16 protein-coding genes are annotated in these 18823 nt (G+C 64.7%); 9 read left to right on the top strand and 7 right to left on the bottom strand.

Annotated elements, in window-relative coordinates; translation table 11 throughout:
• Positions 1 to 18 precede the first annotated feature (18 nt).
• Positions 19 to 186 (top strand): DUF7556 family protein, encoded by a 168-nt coding sequence (locus tag RR_RS22515; protein ID WP_004959925.1) that lies wholly within the window; start codon positions 19 to 21, stop codon positions 184 to 186.
• 145 nt (positions 187 to 331) lie between these two features.
• Positions 332 to 1918, top strand: a complete 1587-nt coding sequence (gene serA / locus RR_RS16030; protein WP_011224378.1) for a phosphoglycerate dehydrogenase — start codon at positions 332 to 334, stop codon at positions 1916 to 1918.
• Between the two features lie 32 nt (positions 1919 to 1950).
• On the opposite strand, the gene RR_RS16025 is transcribed toward serA, so the two are convergent.
• The 7 genes from RR_RS16025 to RR_RS15995 form a co-directional block, all read right to left on the bottom strand.
• On the bottom strand, positions 1951 to 2166 hold the full coding sequence (locus RR_RS16025) for a hypothetical protein (RefSeq protein ID WP_004959918.1): 216 nt from the start codon (positions 2164 to 2166) through the stop codon (positions 1951 to 1953).
• 57 nt (positions 2167 to 2223) lie between these two features.
• A complete protein-coding gene (locus RR_RS16020; RefSeq protein ID WP_011224377.1) occupies positions 2224 to 3270 on the bottom strand; it encodes a PAS domain-containing sensor histidine kinase in 1047 nt (348 codons plus the stop codon).
• Positions 3263 to 5329 (bottom strand): hybrid sensor histidine kinase/response regulator, encoded by a 2067-nt coding sequence (locus tag RR_RS16015; protein WP_011224376.1) that lies wholly within the window; start codon positions 5327 to 5329, stop codon positions 3263 to 3265. The genes RR_RS16020 and RR_RS16015 overlap by 8 nt, the downstream gene beginning before the upstream one ends.
• Before the next feature lie 168 nt (positions 5330 to 5497).
• Entirely contained in the window at positions 5498 to 9685 is a 4188-nt protein-coding gene (locus tag RR_RS16010; protein WP_011224375.1) for a DNA-directed DNA polymerase II large subunit, read from the bottom strand.
• A 1-nt stretch (position 9686) separates the two neighbouring features.
• On the bottom strand, positions 9687 to 10109 hold the full coding sequence (locus tag RR_RS16005; RefSeq protein WP_011224374.1) for a PPC domain-containing DNA-binding protein: 423 nt from the start codon (positions 10107 to 10109) through the stop codon (positions 9687 to 9689).
• Between the two features lie 189 nt (positions 10110 to 10298).
• Positions 10299 to 10808 (bottom strand): 2'-5' RNA ligase family protein, encoded by a 510-nt coding sequence (locus RR_RS16000; protein ID WP_049939038.1) that lies wholly within the window; start codon positions 10806 to 10808, stop codon positions 10299 to 10301.
• A gap of 40 nt (positions 10809 to 10848) precedes the next feature.
• Entirely contained in the window at positions 10849 to 11037 is a 189-nt protein-coding gene (locus RR_RS15995) for a DUF7554 family protein (RefSeq protein WP_007189558.1), read from the bottom strand.
• A gap of 158 nt (positions 11038 to 11195) precedes the next feature.
• On the opposite strand from RR_RS15995, the gene RR_RS15990 reads away from it, so the two are divergent.
• The 7 genes from RR_RS15990 (at position 11196) to argC (ending at position 18809) form a co-directional block, all read left to right on the top strand.
• A complete protein-coding gene (locus tag RR_RS15990; RefSeq protein ID WP_011224372.1) occupies positions 11196 to 12290 on the top strand; it encodes a helix-turn-helix transcriptional regulator in 1095 nt (364 codons plus the stop codon).
• A gap of 137 nt (positions 12291 to 12427) precedes the next feature.
• A complete protein-coding gene (locus tag RR_RS15985; RefSeq protein WP_011224371.1) occupies positions 12428 to 13213 on the top strand; it encodes a hypothetical protein in 786 nt (261 codons plus the stop codon).
• 400 nt (positions 13214 to 13613) lie between these two features.
• Positions 13614 to 14876, top strand: a complete 1263-nt coding sequence (locus RR_RS15980) for an argininosuccinate synthase (protein WP_011224370.1) — start codon at positions 13614 to 13616, stop codon at positions 14874 to 14876.
• 4 nt (positions 14877 to 14880) lie between these two features.
• A complete protein-coding gene (argH, locus tag RR_RS15975) occupies positions 14881 to 16380 on the top strand; it encodes an argininosuccinate lyase (RefSeq protein ID WP_011224369.1) in 1500 nt (499 codons plus the stop codon).
• 165 nt (positions 16381 to 16545) lie between these two features.
• A complete protein-coding gene (gene lysW, locus RR_RS15970) occupies positions 16546 to 16710 on the top strand; it encodes a lysine biosynthesis protein LysW (protein WP_004959888.1) in 165 nt (54 codons plus the stop codon).
• Between the two features lie 84 nt (positions 16711 to 16794).
• Positions 16795 to 17775 (top strand): RimK family alpha-L-glutamate ligase, encoded by a 981-nt coding sequence (locus RR_RS15965; protein WP_004959885.1) that lies wholly within the window; start codon positions 16795 to 16797, stop codon positions 17773 to 17775.
• On the top strand, positions 17772 to 18809 hold the full coding sequence (gene argC, locus RR_RS15960; RefSeq protein WP_011224368.1) for an N-acetyl-gamma-glutamyl-phosphate reductase: 1038 nt from the start codon (positions 17772 to 17774) through the stop codon (positions 18807 to 18809). The genes RR_RS15965 and argC overlap by 4 nt, the downstream gene beginning before the upstream one ends.
• Positions 18810 to 18823: the final 14 nt, after the last annotated feature.

The raw sequence follows: 18823 nt of genomic DNA, 5'->3' as shown, positions 1-18823 counted from the left end.
TGTTACATATTATCATGCATGGAGTCGGATACTGTTGCTCCGGTTGAGATGGTCGCGGACGGAGACATCATGGCGTCCGTCGAAGAGGGTCCAACGGACCAGTTTATCCTCGCTGACGTGACCCGAGACGACGCCTATCTCACAACCCCGCTCGCAGACGCTGCCTCGCTCCCGGCCTGGCGATAGGTGTTGTCTGTCGGTTCGTTTTTTCAGTGGCTCTGCCCGAGACAGTACTGCGTTAGCGGCGTTGCTGCTCCCCACCGAGTCCCCGTACGCATTTGCGCGGACGGAGAAAACAAGCGTTATGCCGCCCCAGTAAGTTCGATTCGGTATGAAGGTACTCGTTACGGACCCTATCGCTGACGCCGGTCTCACGCGACTCCGTGAGGCGGGCCACGATGTCGAAACAGCCTACGAGGTTGAGGGCGACGCACTCCTCGATGCGGTGGCCGACGCGAACGCGCTCATCGTCCGCTCGGGCACCGAAGTCACTGAAGAAGTGTTTGCGGCCGCGCCCGACCTCATCATCGTCGGCCGAGCCGGCATCGGCGTGGACAACATCGACATCGACGCCGCCACCGACCACGGCGTCATCGTTGCTAACGCCCCCGAAGGCAACGTCCGCGCCGCCGCGGAACACTCCGTTGCGATGGCGTTTGCCACCGCTCGGTCCATCCCACAGGCCCACGACCGCCTGAAAAGCGGCGAGTGGGCCAAAGGCGAGTTCCTCGGCACAGAAGTCAACAACAAGACGCTTGGCGTCGTCGGCTTCGGCCGCGTCGGTCAGCAGGTCGCCAAACGGCTGGGTGGCCTCGGCATGGACATCGTCACGTTCGACCCGTACATCAGTCAGGAGCGCGCCGACCAGTTCGGCGCGGAACTGGTCGATGATCTTGAGGACTGCCTCGCCAAGTCCGACTTCATTACGATCCACACGCCACTGACCCCCGAGACCGAGAACATGATCGGCGAGGACGAACTCGCCCTGCTCGACGGCGGCTACGTCGTCAACTGTGCCCGCGGCGGCATCATCGACGAGCCGGCCCTTGCCGAAGCCGTTGAGGACGGCGTTCTGAAAGGCGCTGCACTGGACGTGTTCGGCGAGGAACCGCTGCCAGACGACAGCCCCCTCCTCGATGTCGATGACATCATTGTCACGCCCCATCTGGGCGCGTCGACGGAGGCCGCACAGGAGAACGTCGCCACCTCCACGGCCGACCAGATTATCGCTGCGGCCAACGGCCAGCCCGTTGCCAACGCCCTGAACGCGCCGTCGCTGGACGAGGCGACGTTCAAACAGGTCGGGCCGTACCTCGACCTCGCCGACACTGCCGGTCGCATCGCGGTCCAGCTGTTCGGCGGCCACATGTCCGAAGTGCAGGTCACCTACGCTGGTGACATCGCTGAGGAAGACGTAGAGTACGTCACCGCCAGCGCGCTGAAGGGTGTGTTCGCGTCCTCGGACCTGCAAGTCAACGCCGTCAACGCCCCGCAGATAGCCAAGGACCGTGGCATCGACGTGACTGAGTCCAAAACCCGAACCTCCGAAGACTACCAGAGCCTCATCACCGTCACCGTCTCCGACGGCGAGGAATCCGTCTCCGTCTGTGGGACCCAGTTCGGCGGCGAGGAGCCCCGCATCGTCCGTATCGACGACCACCGTATCGAGGCCGTCCCCCACGGGCACATGCTGGTCGTCCGCAACCGCGACGAGCCCGGCACTATCGGATTCATCGGGACCGTGCTGGGCGAGGCTGACATCAACATCGCCGGGATGTTCAACGGCCGCGAGACCATCGGCGGGGAGGCCCTGTCCGTCTACAACCTCGATGAACAACCGCCACAGGACATCATCGAGCGACTCAACGACGATAGCCGCATCATCGAAACGACCTACGTCGAACTCGGCGACGAGTAACACAGCGGAATTTTCTGACAGCCAGTTCCGGGTTATTCCCCGTGGAGAAGGCGCTCGTACCGGTCGACGACGGCCTGCCGATGTTCGCGTTCCTGTTCGAGCGCGGTTTCCAGCGTGGCCACCTGTGAGCGCAACAGCGCGATCTGTATCTGATAGATCGTACTGGGTGTCTGTCGGGGCGACGGTAACGGGGTCCCCGACCGGTCCCCAGAGTCGAACGACGGCGCTGAATCGCGGGACGAGGCCATACCCGAGACAGGAGCGCCACGGGCAAAAACACCCGTCGGACGGCTGTCACGCGCTCGTCAGTCGCCCTGAGAGGTCCGGCGTCGGTCGTTGTCGCCGACACCGAACTCCGCAGCGAGCGGAATCTGGAGCGTGAGCGTCGTTCGCCCGTCGTGCCTGTCGTAGGCGAGTTCTCCGCCGTGACAGTCCAGTATCCACTTCGTCAGCCACAGCCCCAGTCCGGTGCTGTGTCTGAGCTGCGTTATCGGCCTGTCGCCGAACAACACCGCCCGCTCGTGTTCGGGCAATCCCGGGCCGTTGTCGCTGACTTCGACCACCGCCACCGTCCGCTCGCACCGCACCGTGACTGACAGCTCCGGCTCTCCGTCGGTGTGTTTGATTCCGTTTTCCACGAGCTGTGTCAGCGCTATTTCAAGCCGGTCGTCGACGGCGACGGTCACCGTCTCGGAGTCCTCGACAGCGAGGTCAACTGTCGCGGCGTCGTACCGGTCGAGGACTGACCGCACGCTCTCGACGAGGTCGGTCCGTGACGCCGTCGTCGCGGCCGCGCCCATCACGTACTCTATCTTCCCGGCCATCTCGCTCAGTTCGGCCAGTTCGCTTGCCGCCGTCGCCATCAGGGATGCCTGCGCCCCGAGGTCGCCCGACAGCTCCGCCGCCAGCGTCTCTGTCCCGTCAAGCAGCGGCACGAGCTTGTTCCTGAGGTTGTGCCGTAGCACACGGTGGAGCACCTGATGGTGTTGCTCTCGCCGTTGTCTCTCGGTCAGGTCGGTGTATATCGTCAGCGCTCGGTTCGCTGTCGTCGGAACGACCCGACAGGACAACTGCCGGGGGCCCTCGACTGTCTGTCCCGTGACGGTGCCCTGCTGTGGGTGGGGGTCGCCTGGCGCTCCGTCGGACGCTTTCCAGCCGTCCCGTTCGATTCCCAGGACGTGCTCGGTCAGTGGTTCCCCGCGTATTTGCTCGCTGTCGACACCGAACAGTTCGACGAACGCCGGATTTACCGCCCGGATTATCGGCTTGTCGTCGATGAACTTGACCTCGGCGACAGCATCGTCGGTGTGCTCGAACAGCGCCCTGAAGCGCGTGGCATCCGGATCACTCATCCCTGTACTGGGTGGCGGCGACGAACTCAAAGCGGGCACCGCCGGTCCCGCTTTCGGTTACGGACACGTCCCAGTCGTGTGCGCTCGCGATTTCCTCGACGATTGTCAGGCCGAGCCCCGTCCCGTCGGCACTCGTCGTGTAGCCGTTGTCGAAGATGCTGTTTCGCTCCTCCTCCGGGATGCCGACCCCGTCGTCGGCGACGTAAAACCCGCTGTCGAGTGGTCCGACCCGGATGGTCGACGCCTGCCCGTGTGTGACGGCGTTGCGAAACAGGTTTTCGAAGAGGTGTTTGAGGCGGGCGTCGTCCCCGGAAACAACGAGGCTGTCCGCCTCGACGACCAGTTCCGTGTCACAGGAACTCACGTGGGTCCAACAGGAACGCGCGACCGCACCGAGGTCGACCGGTGACGGGTCTTCGACGCGGTTCCCCTGCCGTGTCAGCGTCAACACGCCCTCGATGACTTCTTCCATCCGCTCGTGGGCCTGCCGCAGCCGGTCGACCCCGGCAGTGCTGTCGTCGAGCTGGCTCAGCGTCCCCTTGGCGACCTGTAGCGGGTTCCGAAGGTCGTGTGAAACGGTGCTTGCGAACTGTTCGAGCCGGTCGTTCTCCCGCTGTAGCTCCCGCTCTTTTTGCAGGCGTTGCAGGGCGACTTCCGCGTTGCTCGCAATAATCTGGACGAGGTTCAGGTCGGTCTCATCGAACGCATCCGGGTCCGTCTGTCCCACGCTGATGATGCCGTACTCGCTGATTGGGACGTACAGCCACGAGACGACCGGCTCAAGCGCTGTGCCGCCGTCGTGGTCACGGATATCCGTGTAGACGCTTGCCTGCTGTTCCTCGAAGGCTTCGCCGGGGAACCCCTCGCCGACGTCGTATGTCGGCCGCTCCGCTAGCAACTCCTCGGCCTTGTCGTTGACGTGCACAGGCTGGAGTTGCCCGTCCCGATGGACGCGGATCACGTTGATGCGGAACTCCAGAATCGATTCGATGGCCGCGCCGACTTCGGCGGCAACCGTCGATGGGCTGTCAGCGCCGAGCAGGTCCCGTGTCGCCTCGTGTAGCGCCTCTATTTTCTCCTCACGCTGCCGCTTTTGGGTGATATCCGTGTTGATAGCGACGTAGCCGCGCGGCTCGCCGCCGCGTGGAAGCGGCGCAATCGTCTGCTCGATGACGTAGCGCTCACCGTCAGGGCGCTCGTTCACCAGTTCACCCCGCCAGACATCGCCAGCATCGATGGTGTCCCACAGGCGCTCGTAGAAGGCGTCGTCGTGTTCACCCGAATTGAGGACCCGCGGCGTGTGGCCGATAACCTCCGATTCGGCGTATCCGGTCAGCTCCTCGAACGCCGGATTGACGTACTCGATAACCCCGTCTCGGTCGGTGAACACGACGGCATGGCCAGCGCTCTCGACTGCCTCCCGGAACTTCCAGGGACTGATATCCACGCTTTCCAGACGGCTCCCGCCGGTCTCTCCGCCGTCGGCCCGCGGTGCCTGCCGCTCGTCAGTAGCGCCCCGTATCAGGTCGAGGTGGGTAGAGAGGATATCGGCGTCAATCCGCTCAATCTCACACAGAACCTCCGGCCTTGCAAGTTCGCGGAGTCGCCGACGTGCGTCGTGGACCGCCCGACTCTGTTCGAGTTCGCTGCCTGACTGGGCCGAATCAAGCACGTGTACTTTTCGCGTCAGTGATATCGCCTCCCGGAGGTCACCGTCCGAGAGCCCCATCGCCCGCTCGACTGCCTGCCCGAGCGCCGCCCCGTCGACCGGTTTCCGAAGGTAATCGGTACACGGGAGCGACAGGAGTTCCAGCGTCGGCTCTGCCCCGGTCACGACGAGCACGCAGTACGACCCACCGATGTCTCGTACCGTCTGTTTCAGTTCTGGAAACGCCATCCCCGGCCGTCCGTGGTCGTAGACGACGACCTCCGACCGAGCAAACGAGGGGGCGATGTCGTCCACTGTCTCGGCCAGTGTGTAGCTGTATGCTGGGTTGAGGCCCCTTTCATACACCTGACGGTCGACTGAATCGTCGATGACCAGCACGTCTCGGTCCATCTCTTGCCTCGCCTTCTATCAGGATTCATCATATATCCCGCTCGGATTGCAAGGAGCTGAGAACGCGGTTCGAATTTAAATGCCACCCGGAACGCGGACGCGCCCGCTGACACACGCCGCCCGATGGGCGGACCCGGTCGGGCGTCCCGAAGGCGGTCCCGGGACGGCTCACATGAAGTCCGCGATACCTGACTGCTTGTTGTGGTCGTTCTCGAACACCGACTCGATTTTCCGTTCCAGTATCTTGAGCCGCTGTTTCGTGTAGTCGCGGGCACCGAACTCGTCGGCGACCCGGATGGCGGTGTCAATGTACTTGTTGACCGACCCCTCATGGACGGTGAGGTTGACGCGGCCGCCACACTCCCGGCAGTCGCCGGTCAGGGGTGCACGGCGGAACGACTCCCCGCAGTCGAGACACCGGACCTCCTGTCTGGAGAAGGCCCGGAGGTTGCCGATGAGGTCCGGCAGGAAGTGGTACTCGATGATTCGTTCGGCCACATCGCTCTCGACGACGGCCCGCAGCTTCCGGGAAATCTCCAGCTGGGCGTCCATCTTGTCCTCCATCGAGCCGAGCGTCTTGTACGCCGAGAGGTCCGGCCCGGCAGCGATGTTCGCCGTGTCGTGCGTATGCCGGAACTCGGTGTACTCGCGGTCGGTCCCCAGCGTCTCCTCGGCGATTTTCATCACGTCTTCGACCTCGGTCGGGTCTTTCATCTCGCGGGTTGCCTCGTAGAACTCCCGGGGATAGGCGTCCATGATGTCCATGTTGTGGGCCTCGTCGTCGATTTCGCTGGGGTCGATACGCGAGGACATCACGAGTGGTGCGTCCATCTGTCCGCCGCGCTGGTTCGGGAGATACGACTTCGAGAAGTTCAGCAGGCCGTCCATCAGGAGCATCACGCAGTCCTCATCGCCGTCGCACTGGCCGACGTAGGTCCCTTCGACGGCAACCCGGTGCGTGTCGGCGACTGTGAGACAGTAGACGTGGTCGACATCGCTTTCGACGTACTCGACAGCCTCGACGGTGTCTGTCGGGGCTGCGCCGTCGGTAGCCGCCGTCGAGGCCTCGCCGCGTGCCGTCATCGTCGTCGTCTCGCCGCCGTCGTAGGCAGGGAGGTCGTCGCCGGCGGCTAAATCGCTGGCCGGAACCTCCTCGATTCCATCGGGACCGGCCCGGAGCATCGTGTGGTCGGGCGTGACACGGAGCGTCCGGTCGCCGACGGCTACTTCCACGAGGTGGTCCGGCGCGGGGTGTTTCGAGACGGCGTCGACGGGCTGGCGACAGGGACCGTTCTCGCCCAGCGACGACACGGTGAGGTCGCCGTCTAACTCCTGTACGAGCGTTCCGAAGTCGTCCTCTTGGGGGTCGTCCAGTCGACTTTCGACCAGTTCCTCGATGGTGCCGTATTCCCAGTCGTCGTTCTCGTCCTCGTACCACAGCCGGGTGTCCGGATGGAAGCAGTTCCGTCGCTTGGCGGCGTGGAAGTACGGGTGCGCGTAGCCGACGGCGGCGGAGGTGAAGCCGACCACACGGCCGACCGTCGCCGCGCTGGTGTGGGGGGCCATTCCGAACACGAGTTCGCCGACGAGGTCTTCGCGGTCGTCGAACTCGTAGAACCGCTCCAGCCCATAGTACTGTTCCAAGAGGTCGTCGACGAACCGGGCGGTCTGGAGCATGTGCTCGGCCGCGCCGTCCGAGAGGACGATATCCTGGACCTTTAGCTCGACCAGCTGGTCCTCGTGGGTCAGCGGGTCGCCGTGGATGTCCTCTGTGTAGCCCAGTCCCCGGAGTCGCTCGGCAGAGACATCCAGTTCTGAGGCTCGGACCGCCGTCACCGGCAAGTCGGTCATATCGTAGCGGACGGTGCCGTCCTTGAACGCCGAGACGTCGTGTTTTGCCCGGAGAATACCCTTCTCCATCGGTTCCGGGACTTTCTCCTCGGAGGTGAGTCCCTTGACTGCTTTCAGTTGTTCGAAGGCCGTTTCGCGCTCACCGACATTCTGCAGGGCGTCCCGATACGCTTCCTGCAGGTCGAGCACTTTGTACTGGGTCGGTGAGGCGAGTGTCTCACAGCGCCCACACTCCGCGCGGCCGGACTCGTCGCGCTCGACCTCGGCTTCACAGTCGGGACAGACGTACACTGGCTCGGTGGTCCCGCTGCATTCGGCACAGTTCGCCTGGTGGGTCTCGGTCCCGCAGTCAGGACAGCGCCGCCGGGCTACTTCGACCTCGACTTGGCCGGGCGTATCGCTCATGTCGTCGGCGTGTTTCGTCGCCTTGGCCACGTCTCGCTGTGCCCCGCCGGCCTCGCCGATGGGGCTGAGCGTGTGGACGGCCGGCGAGAGGTCCCGCCGCTCGGATTTCTCGGGGCGACCCATTCGGTTGCCGATGCGGGTCGGGGCGCGCTCCCGAACCTGAAATGGCGCAACCTCGTTTATCGCCTTGATGGCGTTCTGGCCGTCTTCTCGCTCGGCATCCTCGGCAACGCCGATTGCGTCGAGCGACTCGCTCTCACCGTAGGTTCGCGCGTGCTCGGAGAGGTCTTCTCGCGTCCAGTCCCGCTCCAGCGACCGGGAGAACCCAAGCGTCCGAACCAGCGGCACCCAGTCGGTGACCGTAATCGTCTCCTCGTCCTGCGTGTGCCCGATGAGAAGGTGTTCGAGCGTCTGCTGGACGGCATCGCTCCGTGGCAGGACGAGCGCGCCGTCGTCGCTGTGCGCATCGCCTGCTGTGCCGTCCATCTCCGGGTCGGCGTACGCACCGTCGGCCTGTGCGACCTGTGCGTCCTCGACGGCGTCGGCGAGCGCACACACCTGTTCGATGCTCACGTCGTGCCAGAGGTAGGTGTATTTCGGGTGCAGCGGGGCGTCGTACTCGGTCGCCCACTCGATGGCTTCCTCGGCGCTCGGGTCGGCGAGGTCGATGTGGGGCGAGTCCTGCATCGCCTGCACGTCCGCACCGGCGGCCGCGAGGTCCTGCTCCCACCACTCGACGGTGTAGGAGGCCGGCGCGAGCGGATGGTTGTTCTCGACGAACTCGCCGTAGTTGACCAGATACTCACCGAGGTCGAGTATCTTCTCGACGCCGTTGCGGACTGCCAGTGCCTCCTCGGCGTCGTCGATGCGGCGCACGTCGCCATTAGCCAGACGTACGGTCGGCCCCTCGATGGTGTCGACCGGCACGACGCCGGCGGCTTTCCCCGGCCGCTCGGTCTTGATCTGAGTCCCCGTCGCGAGGAAGTCGTCGACGAGGTGCATCGTTGCCGGGTGGACGCCGGCGGTCGCAAAGCCGTGGTTGCGTGACCGGCCGTAGCGAAGCCGGAACCCGCCCGATTTCGACGGGTGGGAAAACACCGGGCGGCCGGCGATGAGGTCCCGGAGGTATTTGTCGGCGGGTTCGACCCGCGGCGGTCCCGCCTGCTCGTCAGCCTCGTCCCCGCCGTCGTCGTCCGCTCCTTCGCCCGCGTCGTCGCCGTTCGCGTCTTCTGCGCTGTCCCCCTCGTCGGCTTCGTCCTTGCCGATGGTCCCGTCGATGAGGTCCTGCAGCCACGGCCAGTCGACCTCGTCTAGGTTCCGGGTGTAGCGCTGTATCTTCGGCGCTTTCAGCGCAATCCCTTCGGCCAGTACCAGACACATCCCGCCACGCGGGGAGTTCGAGTCGACGCGTTCGAGGTCCCGATAGCCCGACACCTCCTCGTCGCCGGTCGCCTCGCCGTCGAGCATGATGGGCATGTGCTCGGCGATGAACTTCGTCTCCTTTTCTTTTGGCGAGTACTGGAGGCCGGTGTCCTTGTCGTAGAGGTCGATCTCTTCGGCGTAGCGCCCGATTTCCTCCTCGCGGGCCTTGTACTGGTCGATACCCAGTAGCGCGCGGGCGTAGTCGGCGACCAGCACCGACAGCGCCTGTGCCGTCCCGCCGGCCGAGCGGATCGGGCCAGCGTAGTAGACGTTGATGAACTCCGTGCCGTCGTCGTTTTCCAGCAGTTCCACGCGGTCGATACCCTCGATTGGGGCGGCAACGACACCCTCGGTCAGCAGGGCAACAGCAGTCCGGACCGCACCCTCGACTTTCCCCTCGCGGCTGTCGTAGTCGCCGACAGTCCCCTCGACGAAGTCCTCGACCAGCTCCAGTGCGGCTTCTTCGCGGGACATCTGTCCTTCCAGTTCCCGCACTCGCTCGGCAACGCCGTCGATGCCGAGGATGTTCTCGACCCGGTCGGCCATGTCACGGGCGGTCGGAATCTCGACTTCGGGCTTTGGGTCGCCACCGCGCTCTTTGGCCCGCTCGGCGACGTCGAAGGCGGCTTCGAGCTGGGTTTCGAGCGTTTCGAAGTACTGTTCGTCGGCCTCCCGCATCTTAGATATTCCAGAGGTCCAGGTCGGTCGGCTCGTCGTGCTCCCGCTGGAGTTCCGTATCGAACCCGCGGACGTACAGTTCACCCGCCCAGACGGTGCCGGCGTTCAGATGGCCGGCGACCGCCTCGCCGTCGGGCCGCGAGAGGACGGCGTGTGTATGGGCGAACCGCTCCCCGTCGAAATGCGAGATATTGCCCATACAGGCGGCGACCTCAAGCGGTTCGTCGAAGGTCAGCGAGTCGTACTCGGTCCGGTCCTGGTCGTAGAACATGAGTTCCGCGTCCTGCACTGCCCCAAGCCCGTAAAAAAAGCCGGCGTCGATGCCCTGTTCGTCCGCGAAGGCCTCGATCTGCGCGCGCCAGTCCCCACCGTGCTCCAGTCGGCAGACGAACTCGGACGTACTGTCGACTTCGCGGTAATCCATATTTGTAGTGGATGGTAGGCCGCTCCAAAAGCATTGCTTTCGGTCCAACCGTTTATATCCGAAGCCGAGACCACAGCCGCTGTGACGTAACCATAGCCCGGCGCGAATAGCAGTTGTGCGGCACCACCGCGCCGGAACCGACGCGTGCCGCCTGTTCGCCACTGTGCCAGGACAGACAACTGAGCAGCGCTACGCCGGCAACGACACCCAGCTGACCGGCTGGTTTCGGTCGGCGTCATAAAAGGCGAGTTCGTCGACGGTCCACCGAATCGGTTCGATGTCTCGCTCGACCAGCCGTGCGGCCGCGTCCAAGTCCCCGCCGCGGGCGACGGTCACGTGCGGGACGTACGCGTCGCCTTCCATTTCGTCGACCGGGTCGACCCGCTCGCAGAGCCGCTCGTGCAAGGCGACCAGTCCGGGGCTCTCGACGGCGAGATACACCACCGGCGATGGCCCGGTCACGGCTGTTTCGAACTGCTCGACGCCTGCAATCTTCGCCTCGAACGCCGGTTGGCCGCGAAGCGCCTCCCGACCCTGTGCTTCCAGTCGAGCGTAGGCCGCATGGTCGCCACCGCCCAGCCGCTTGGCGACCAGCGTGTGCTCGCCCCGGCCTCGTCGCTGTGCGAGCGGCAGGTCCGCCGCAAGGTCGGCCGCCAGCGACGTGACTGCTGACGGGAGCGGGACGTTGATGCTGTACACAGTGAGCGGGTCGCTTGCTGTCGGGAAAAAGAGCGCGGTCCTACAGCCGGTCAAGCAGCCACAGGACGATGAGGACGACCAGAACCACGCCGAGTATCGGCTGGAGCGGCCCCAGAAGCCAGCCTAACAGTCCCAGAACCCCACCGATAATTTCGAGCACCAACCAGACGACAATGAGGACGAGGACAATCTTCAGCAGGGTGTCCACGTCGAGTTTCGCTCTGTCCATGCTCGACAGGACTCCCTCACGTGGCAAACCCCTTGTGGCCACAGCGGCCGGCGATTCAGGCTCCGGCAGAGATGCGGCATGTGATGTAAGGCCGCAGCGTATCAGTTCACACAATCGGCAATAAACGATATACCTGCTGAGAAGGTAGCCGCGGTAGGATGGGCCGGAGCGCTGGAACGCTGGTAGTCGTATTCGTCGCAGTAGCACTGCTTGTACCGACAGCGACCGGGGCCGGTTTCGGTAGCCTCGGCCAGCAGTCTGTCGATGCAGACGTGGTCGTGATGACCGCTGACGTGGGACCAGATGGGGCCGCCGACTGGACGGTCGCCTACCGCATCCGGTTAGACGACGACAACGCCACGCAGGCCTTCGAGGACCTGCGAGCGGATATCCAGGCAAACCCTGCAGCGTACACGGACCGCTTCGAGAGCCGGATGCAACGCACTGCCGGGGCCGCGGAGAACGCGACCGGCCGCGAGATGGCTATCGAGAACGTCACTGTGAGCGCGCGAGAAGACACGTTCGGCCAGACGTACGGCGTTATCACCTACCGGTTCCAGTGGACAAACTTCGCCGGCGTCTCCGGTGACCGCCTCGAAATCGGCGACGCGCTCTCGGGGCTGTTTCTGGACAGCGAGACCTCACTGACTGTCCGCTGGCCGGCAGGCTATCAGGCCGACTCCGTCGCGCCACAGGTCGACGAACGGAAGAACGACTCTGTCACCTGGCGGGGCCAACAGACGTTCGGGGAATCGGAGCCACGAGTGGTTGTCACTTCGGGGGACAGCGCTGGCGGTGACAGCGGGTCGAACGGCCTCCTCGTCGGCGGACTCCTCGCGCTGGTCGGCATCGCCGCCGGAGCGTATGCCCTTCGACGGTACGGTGTCCTTGGCGGCGGTGAGTTGGCCGAACCACCGGCGTCGATGGTCGAATCTGACGATTCAAACACGGAGGCCCCCGCCGGCACGGATGCCGACGCTGGCGCACCGCCGGCCGAACTCCTGAGCAACGAGGAGCAGGTCCTGCAACTGCTCGACTCGAACGGCGGGCGGCTCAAACAACAGCAGGTGGCCGGCGAACTCGACTGGACCGACGCCAAGACGAGTCAGGTCATTGGCGGCTTGCGCGACGAGGACAAGGTCGAAACGTTCCGCATCGGCCGGGAGAACGTGGTGACACTGCCGGACACTGACGTGACTGGTGGCAACGGCGGTGAGGGCGACGGAACCGACAGCGACGGCGAAACACAGTAATAAAGACACCGACCGTTCACCGGAACCTGTCAGCTGGTTCGAGCGCAGTATTGCGGTTTTAATCCGGCTTAATCGGCGCTAACCCGGCATCACTGACGCCTATTTATAGGGTCTTGGGTGGACAAGTACTGGATAGAATGAGACGAGCCACCCCGGTATTGCTGGCGCTGCTGCTCGTGGTGAGCACGCTCGCCGCAGTGCCCGCCGCAACGATGGCACAGGAAACGGAAGCGGTGACTGAACAGGCCAACGAGAACCCGACGGCCCCCGGCGCACAGCTGGCAGGCGTCGTCAGCGTGCAGGAAGCTGAACTGGACGGCGAGGTCCAGTCACGGACCTTCGGGGTCCGCATCGCACAGGCGAACACTGACGCTGCGAAGGCATCCGTCGTCGCCGAGCAGGTGAACGACTCCGAGGCCCGACTCGAAGAACTCCAACAGCGAAAGCAAGCGCTGGAGCAAGCCCGCGAGAACGGCTCGATGAGTGAGGGCGAGTACCGGGCGAAGGCCGCCCAGCTCCACGCGGAGACGAGGAACGTTCAGCGACTGGCTACCGAGACGAACGAAACCGCCAGTCAGCTCCCCACTGAAGTGCTAGAAAAGAAGGGGATCAATGCGACGGCGATCAAGACCCTTTCACAGCGCGCGAGCGAACTGAGCGGACCGGAAGTCGCCGCTATCGCACAGGGTATCGCCGGCCCGAACGTCGGGCAGCAGGCTCGACCTGAGGTTGCCGGTGACCGCGGCAGTGATGCGGCGAACCGAACCGAAGTGGGTGACCGCCCGGGGGCCGGGCCGGAGCGGACCCCGGCGGGTGAACGGACGGACGTTGCCGACGCTACGCCAGCCAACGAGACGGCCACCAATGGCGAGGAAACCGAGTCGCCGGGTGGCGGGTCCGACACTGTCGATGCTGGCCAATAGCCAGACCGAAGACGAATACACCGTTTAACGCTCGTCACACGCCAGTTTGCTGCCGGTGCTGGTCGCTATGGGCGACGCGATGACTGCTGATGTCCGGTGTTTGTTGTCTATTCACACGCCACTGTGAACACGGAAACTATTAGTACCCGAGTCACACAGCAGGAAGTACATGACGCGGACCCCTCTCTCCACGATGCTCGCTGCGGACAGCGAGGGGTCCCTCCGTTTCTCCCCACGACGACGACGACCGGGCCGTTTCTAGGCCCACTACTACTTACTCTTCAATTGACAGGTTCGCTTCGTCGCTAGACGCCGTCGTCGTCGGTTCGATGGGATACTCGATCCATTGTTTGATCGAGAAACCGACAGGCACACCACGGAACCAATCCAGAACACATCCATGCCAGAAGGAAACGGAACCGTCGCGCTCGCCTTCTCGGGCGGGCTCGACACGACAGTTTGCGTATCGCTGCTGAAAGAAGAGTACGGCTACGACGAGGTCATCGGCGTTACCGTCGACGTTGGCCAGCCCGACTACGAGTTCGAGGAGGCCGAGGAGACCGCCGAGGCACTGGGCGTCGAACAGCACGTCGTCGACGCCACCGAGGAGTTCGCAGACCTCTGTATGGAAGCCGTCAAGGCTAACGCTGACTACCAGGGCTACCCGCTCGGGACCGCTCTCGCGCGCCCGGTCATCGCCAAAGCCATTCTCTCAGTCGCCGAAGATGAGGGCTGTTCGGCCGTCGCACACGGCTGTACCGGCAAGGGCAACGACCAACTCCGCTTCGAGTCCGTCTGGCGCGACTCCGACCTCGATGTCATCGCACCGGTCCGCGAACTCGGGCTGACCCGCGAGTGGGAGAACGAGTACGCCGCGGAGAAGGGCCTGCCCGTCGAGGGCGGCGACGGCGGTCGCTACTCGATCGACACGAACCTCTGGAGCCGCTCCATCGAGGGATCTGAACTCGAAGACCCGAGCACTATTCCAGCCGACGACATCTACAAGTGGACGGACAACCCCTCGGACAAGGATGCCGAACTCGTCGAGGTCGAATTTGAAGACGGCGTTCCCGTTGCCGTCGACGGCGAGGAACTCGGCGGGGTCGAACTCATCGAACAACTCAACAAGCAGGCGGGTGCCCACGGTATCGGTCGCACGGACATGATGGAGGACCGCATGCTCGGGCTGAAAGTCCGCGAGAACTACGAGCACCCCGCCGCGACGGTGCTGCTGACGGCCCACGAGGCGCTCGAAGGACTGGTGCTCACACAAGAAGAACGCCAGTTCAAGGCTCAGGTCGATCAGGAGTGGTCCCAGAAGGCCTATCAGGGCCTCGTCGATGCGCCGCTGACGGGCGCACTCGAAGCGTTCATCGACGACACCAACGAGCGCGTCACTGGCACTGTGACGGTGAAACTCGAAGGCGGCCACTGCCGCCCGGTCTCGCGCGAGTCCGACTACGCCGTCTACAGCGAGTCGGCGGCCTCGTTCAACGAGGAGGATGTCTCCGGCGGTATCACCCAGCAGGACGCGACCGGCGTCGCGAAGTACCACGGCTTCCAGTCCCGCCTCGCGAACAAGATTCTGGACGATGCGAAAAAAGGGGCAGCCGTAACGGACGGCAGCGGCGACCACGCCGCGAGCGAGGACACGGAGGAGTAAGCGAATGAGCGACGGCGAGGACCACGAGACGGCAAACGCCGACGACCGCGACGAGACGGTCGTCCGCCGGGACCGCTTCGCGGGCGGGCCCGCCCGGTCGTTCCTCTCCTCGCTGTCAGACGACGAGCGCATCTTCGCGGCCGACCTGGCCGTCGACCGCGCCCACGTCGTGATGCTGGCCGAACGGGAGATCATCGACCGCGAGACGGCCGGCGACGTGCTGGCCGCGCTGGCGGACGTGGAGGACGCAGGCCATGACGCGCTACCCGACGGCGAGGACGTACACGAGGCGATAGAGAGCGCCGTCATCGAGCGCGTTGGCCCGGACGGCGGGAAGATGCACACTGCCCGTTCGCGCAACGACGAGGTGGCGGCCTGCATCCGCTACCGCCTGCGTGAGGACATTTTGGACCTCATTGAGACCGTCGTCGGTGCCCGCGAGCAACTCATCGAGGTCGCTCGCGCCGAGGACGGGACGGTGATGCCCGGCTACACGCATCTCCAGCCCGCCCAGCCGACGACGGTCGCTCACTGGGTGCTCTCCTACGAACAGGCGCTCCAGCGCGACACCGGGCGCCTGCTGGATGCCTACGAGCGCGTCAACCAGAACCCCCTCGGGTCGGCCGCCTTCGCGGGGACGCCCTTCGACGTGGACCGCGAGCGCACCGCGGCACTGCTCGGGTTCGACTCGGTGGCGGAGAACTCGATGGATGCCTCGGCGACGCGCGACTTCCTCGTCGAGACGACCAGCGCCGTGGCAACGCTGGCGACGACCCTGTCGGGGCTGGCCGAGGACGTGGTCGTGATGGCGAGCAAGGGTCACGTCGCCCTCGACGACGACTACGCCTCGACGTCGTCGATTATGCCCCAGAAAAAGAACCCCGACACACTGGAACTGGTCCGTGGACGCACGGGTGACGCCGTCGCCGGGCTAAACGGCCTGCTGACTAACCTGAAGGGCCAGCCCCGGGCGTACAACCGCGACCTGCAGCGCGCCGGCCGCCATGCCTGGGACGCCATCGACAGCGTCACCGAAAGCGTGGAAGTCGCCGCCGGCGCGGTTGCGACCGCTGACTGGCCCGCCGAGACGCTCGAAGTGGCGGCCACTGACGGATTTGCGACGGCGACTGGCGTGGCGGACTTGCTGGCGATGGCCGGTGTGCCGTTCCGCACGGCCCACGAGGTCGTTGCCGAGGCCGCCGCCGGTCTGGGGCCCGAGGAAGACGCGCCCGACTACGAGGCGTTGTCGGGGCTGGCCGAGGACGTGCTCGGCGAACCCCTGTCAACTTACGTCGACCGCGACGCGCTGGAGGCCGCACTCGACCCGACGGAAAGTGTCGCGATGCGGGACTCTCGCGGCGGCCCGGCCCCCGACGCTGTTGCCGAGCAGGTGTCGGTAGCAGTGGACGCCCTCGCCGCTGACCGCGAGGTACTGGCTGACCGCCGGCAGGCGGTTTCACAGGCGGCTGACCGCCGCCAGACGGAGGTGGACCGGTATGTCTGAGCGACCACCGTCCCCTCGTGGGACAATTATACCATAATTCTGATATACAACTCAGAGACATGGCGGATATAGGGCTTTGATACCATTAGAGCGCGGTATATCTAATTAAAACATTCTGATATGTTCGAAGGCTTTAAGTGTATCCCTGTCACAGGATGAACTACAATGGCAGAATGCATCGAGTGTGGGGCGGACGTGTCCCTGCACGACAACCTCGAAGTCGGAGAGATCGTTGACTGTGCCACCTGCGGTGCCGAACTGGAAGTCGTTGGCGCCGACCCTGTCGAGCTCGACAGCGCACCCGAGCTCGAAGAGGACTGGGGTGAGTGAGGTGTTCGCGGTGGCGCGGCGCTCGGCGCCGTACGTGACCGTGGCGCTCGACGCTGCGAGCCGCGAACCCACGGAGGACTCAGTATGAAAGTCGGACTCCTCTACTCGCGCATCCGCCGGGACGAGAAGCTGCTCCTGTCGGAACTGCGCGAGCGCGACCACGAGATCGAGAAAATAGACGTTCGCAAACAGCAGTTCAATATCCACGAGGCCCCCGAGGCCTTCGAGGATCTGGACATCGTCGTCGACCGCTGTCTGGCGACCAGTCGTAGCGTGTACGCGACGAAGTTCGCGGAGGCCTACGGCGTGCCGGTCGTCAACGGTCCCGAGGTCGCCGACACCTGTGCGGACAAGGTCAACAACAGCCTCGCGTTAGAGGCCGCGGGCGTGCCGACGCCCAACACCGACGTGGCGTTCACGAAGGACGCCGCGCTGGAATCCATCGAGAAGTTCGGCTACCCCTGCGTCCTCAAACCCGTTGTCGGCTCGTGGGGTCGCCTGATGGCGAAGATCGACTCCCGCTCGGCCGCTGAGGCTATCCTCGAACACAAGGAGACACTTGGCCACTACGAGCACAAGATCTTCTACGTACAGGAGTTCGTGGAAAAGCCCGGCCGCGACATGCGCGTGCTGGCTGTCGACGGCGAGCCCATCGCGGCGATGGTCCGCTCCTCGGACCACTGGCTCACCAACGCTGCCAAGGGCGCTGAGACCAACGAGTTCGAACTCGACGACCGCGCACTGGAACTAGTCGAGAAGGCTTCCGACGCGGTCGGGGGCGGGCTGCTCGGTATCGACCTGATGGAGGTTGGGGTGTCGCAAAGCGACACCCAAGACGCGAGCGGCGAGAGCGAGGCGCAACGCGCCTCGAATGCAAACGGCGACAGCCGTGAGCAAGGCGAGCCGCGAGCGCGTGAGTTCGAGGACTACACGGTCCACGAGGTCAACCACACTGTCGAATTCAAGGCCTTGAACGAGGTCACCGACGTGGACGTACCCGCGAAGGTTGTCGACTGGCTCGAACAGAAGGCGGCGACCGAAACCGACGCCGAGGTGACAGCATGACGTACACGGCAAGCGTCGTCGGCGGCTCCGGCTTCACCGGCGGGGAACTGCTTCGCCTGCTTGACGGCCATCCCGAGTTCGAACTGGCACAGGCGACCAGCCGCTCGAAGGAGAACAAGACTATCGGGCACTCGCACCCGAACCTTCGGCACTCGGACCTACGCTTTAGTTCGCCGGAAGACCTGGAGTCGGTCGACGTGCTGTTCGCTGCGACGCCCCACGGCGTCTCGATGGAGCAGATAGACGCGTTTCAGGAGGCCGCCGGCACAGTCGTCGACCTCTCGGCGGACTTCCGCCTCGAGAGCGAGGCCCAGTACGACGAGTGGTACGACGGGCACACACGCCCGAAACTCCTCGAACAGAGCGAGTACGCGCTGCCGGAACTCAACCGCGACAACCTCGAAGGCGCGGACCTCATCGCCTCCGGCGGCTGTAACGCCACGGCGACAATCCTGGGCCTACTCCCGCTGTTCGAGGCCGACATCCTGAGCGGCGACGAGCAAATCGTCGTCGACGTGAAGGTCGGGTCAAGCGAGGGCGGGGCCGGCGGCGGCGAGGCGTCGAGCCACCCCGAGCGCTCGGGCGTCGTCCGTCCGTACGCGCCGACGGGCCACCGCCACGAGGCCGAGATACAGCAGTTCCTCGGCATCGACGTGTCCTTCACCGTCCACGCGGTGGACATGATCCGCGGCGCGAGCGCGACCTGTCACGTCTTCCCCGAACAGCGCGTCTCGAAGGGCGACCTCTGGGGTGCCTACCGCGGCGAATACGAGGACGAACCCTTCGTCGAACTCGTCGCCGGCGGCGGTGGCGTCTACCGCTACCCCGAACCCAAGTCAGTTGCAGGGACGAACCGCGCCGAGGTCGGCTTCGAACTCGACCCCGGCAACAAGCGACTGGTCGTGTTCTCGGCCATCGACAACATGATGAAAGGGTCGGCGGGGCAGGCCGTCCACGCGGCCAACGTCGCCCTCGGCATCGAAGAGACGGCGGGGCTGGAGTTCCAGGGGCTCCACCCCGTCGGCGCACCGTAACCCCTGACCTGAGT

The sequence above is a fragment of the Haloarcula marismortui ATCC 43049 genome, from assembly GCF_000011085.1.
GTDB classification, from domain to species: Archaea; Halobacteriota; Halobacteria; order Halobacteriales; family Haloarculaceae; genus Haloarcula; species Haloarcula marismortui.
The sequence above is the reverse complement of the archived record's forward strand: the minus strand, read 5'-3'. Positions and strand labels throughout refer to the sequence as shown.

What these genes read in the sequence shown, in the direction of transcription:
- RR_RS22515 (WP_004959925.1), top strand. Translation starts at nt 19, where the DNA reads ATGGAGTCGGATACTGTTGCTCCGGTTGAGATGGTCGCGGACGGAGAC.
- RR_RS16025 (WP_004959918.1), bottom strand. Translation starts at nt 2,166, where the DNA reads ATGGCCTCGTCCCGCGATTCAGCGCCGTCGTTCGACTCTGGGGACCGG.
- argC (WP_011224368.1), top strand. Translation starts at nt 17,772, where the DNA reads ATGACGTACACGGCAAGCGTCGTCGGCGGCTCCGGCTTCACCGGCGGG.
- RR_RS15980 (WP_011224370.1), top strand. Translation starts at nt 13,614, where the DNA reads ATGCCAGAAGGAAACGGAACCGTCGCGCTCGCCTTCTCGGGCGGGCTC.
- RR_RS15985 (WP_011224371.1), top strand. Translation starts at nt 12,428, where the DNA reads ATGAGACGAGCCACCCCGGTATTGCTGGCGCTGCTGCTCGTGGTGAGC.
- RR_RS16005 (WP_011224374.1), bottom strand. Translation starts at nt 10,109, where the DNA reads ATGGATTACCGCGAAGTCGACAGTACGTCCGAGTTCGTCTGCCGACTG.
- RR_RS16020 (WP_011224377.1), bottom strand. Translation starts at nt 3,270, where the DNA reads ATGAGTGATCCGGATGCCACGCGCTTCAGGGCGCTGTTCGAGCACACC.
- argH (WP_011224369.1), top strand. Translation starts at nt 14,881, where the DNA reads ATGAGCGACGGCGAGGACCACGAGACGGCAAACGCCGACGACCGCGAC.
- lysW (WP_004959888.1), top strand. Translation starts at nt 16,546, where the DNA reads ATGGCAGAATGCATCGAGTGTGGGGCGGACGTGTCCCTGCACGACAAC.
- RR_RS15965 (WP_004959885.1), top strand. Translation starts at nt 16,795, where the DNA reads ATGAAAGTCGGACTCCTCTACTCGCGCATCCGCCGGGACGAGAAGCTG.
- RR_RS15995 (WP_007189558.1), bottom strand. Translation starts at nt 11,037, where the DNA reads ATGGACAGAGCGAAACTCGACGTGGACACCCTGCTGAAGATTGTCCTC.
- RR_RS16010 (WP_011224375.1), bottom strand. Translation starts at nt 9,685, where the DNA reads ATGCGGGAGGCCGACGAACAGTACTTCGAAACGCTCGAAACCCAGCTC.
- RR_RS16015 (WP_011224376.1), bottom strand. Translation starts at nt 5,329, where the DNA reads ATGGACCGAGACGTGCTGGTCATCGACGATTCAGTCGACCGTCAGGTG.
- RR_RS15990 (WP_011224372.1), top strand. Translation starts at nt 11,196, where the DNA reads ATGGGCCGGAGCGCTGGAACGCTGGTAGTCGTATTCGTCGCAGTAGCA.
- serA (WP_011224378.1), top strand. Translation starts at nt 332, where the DNA reads ATGAAGGTACTCGTTACGGACCCTATCGCTGACGCCGGTCTCACGCGA.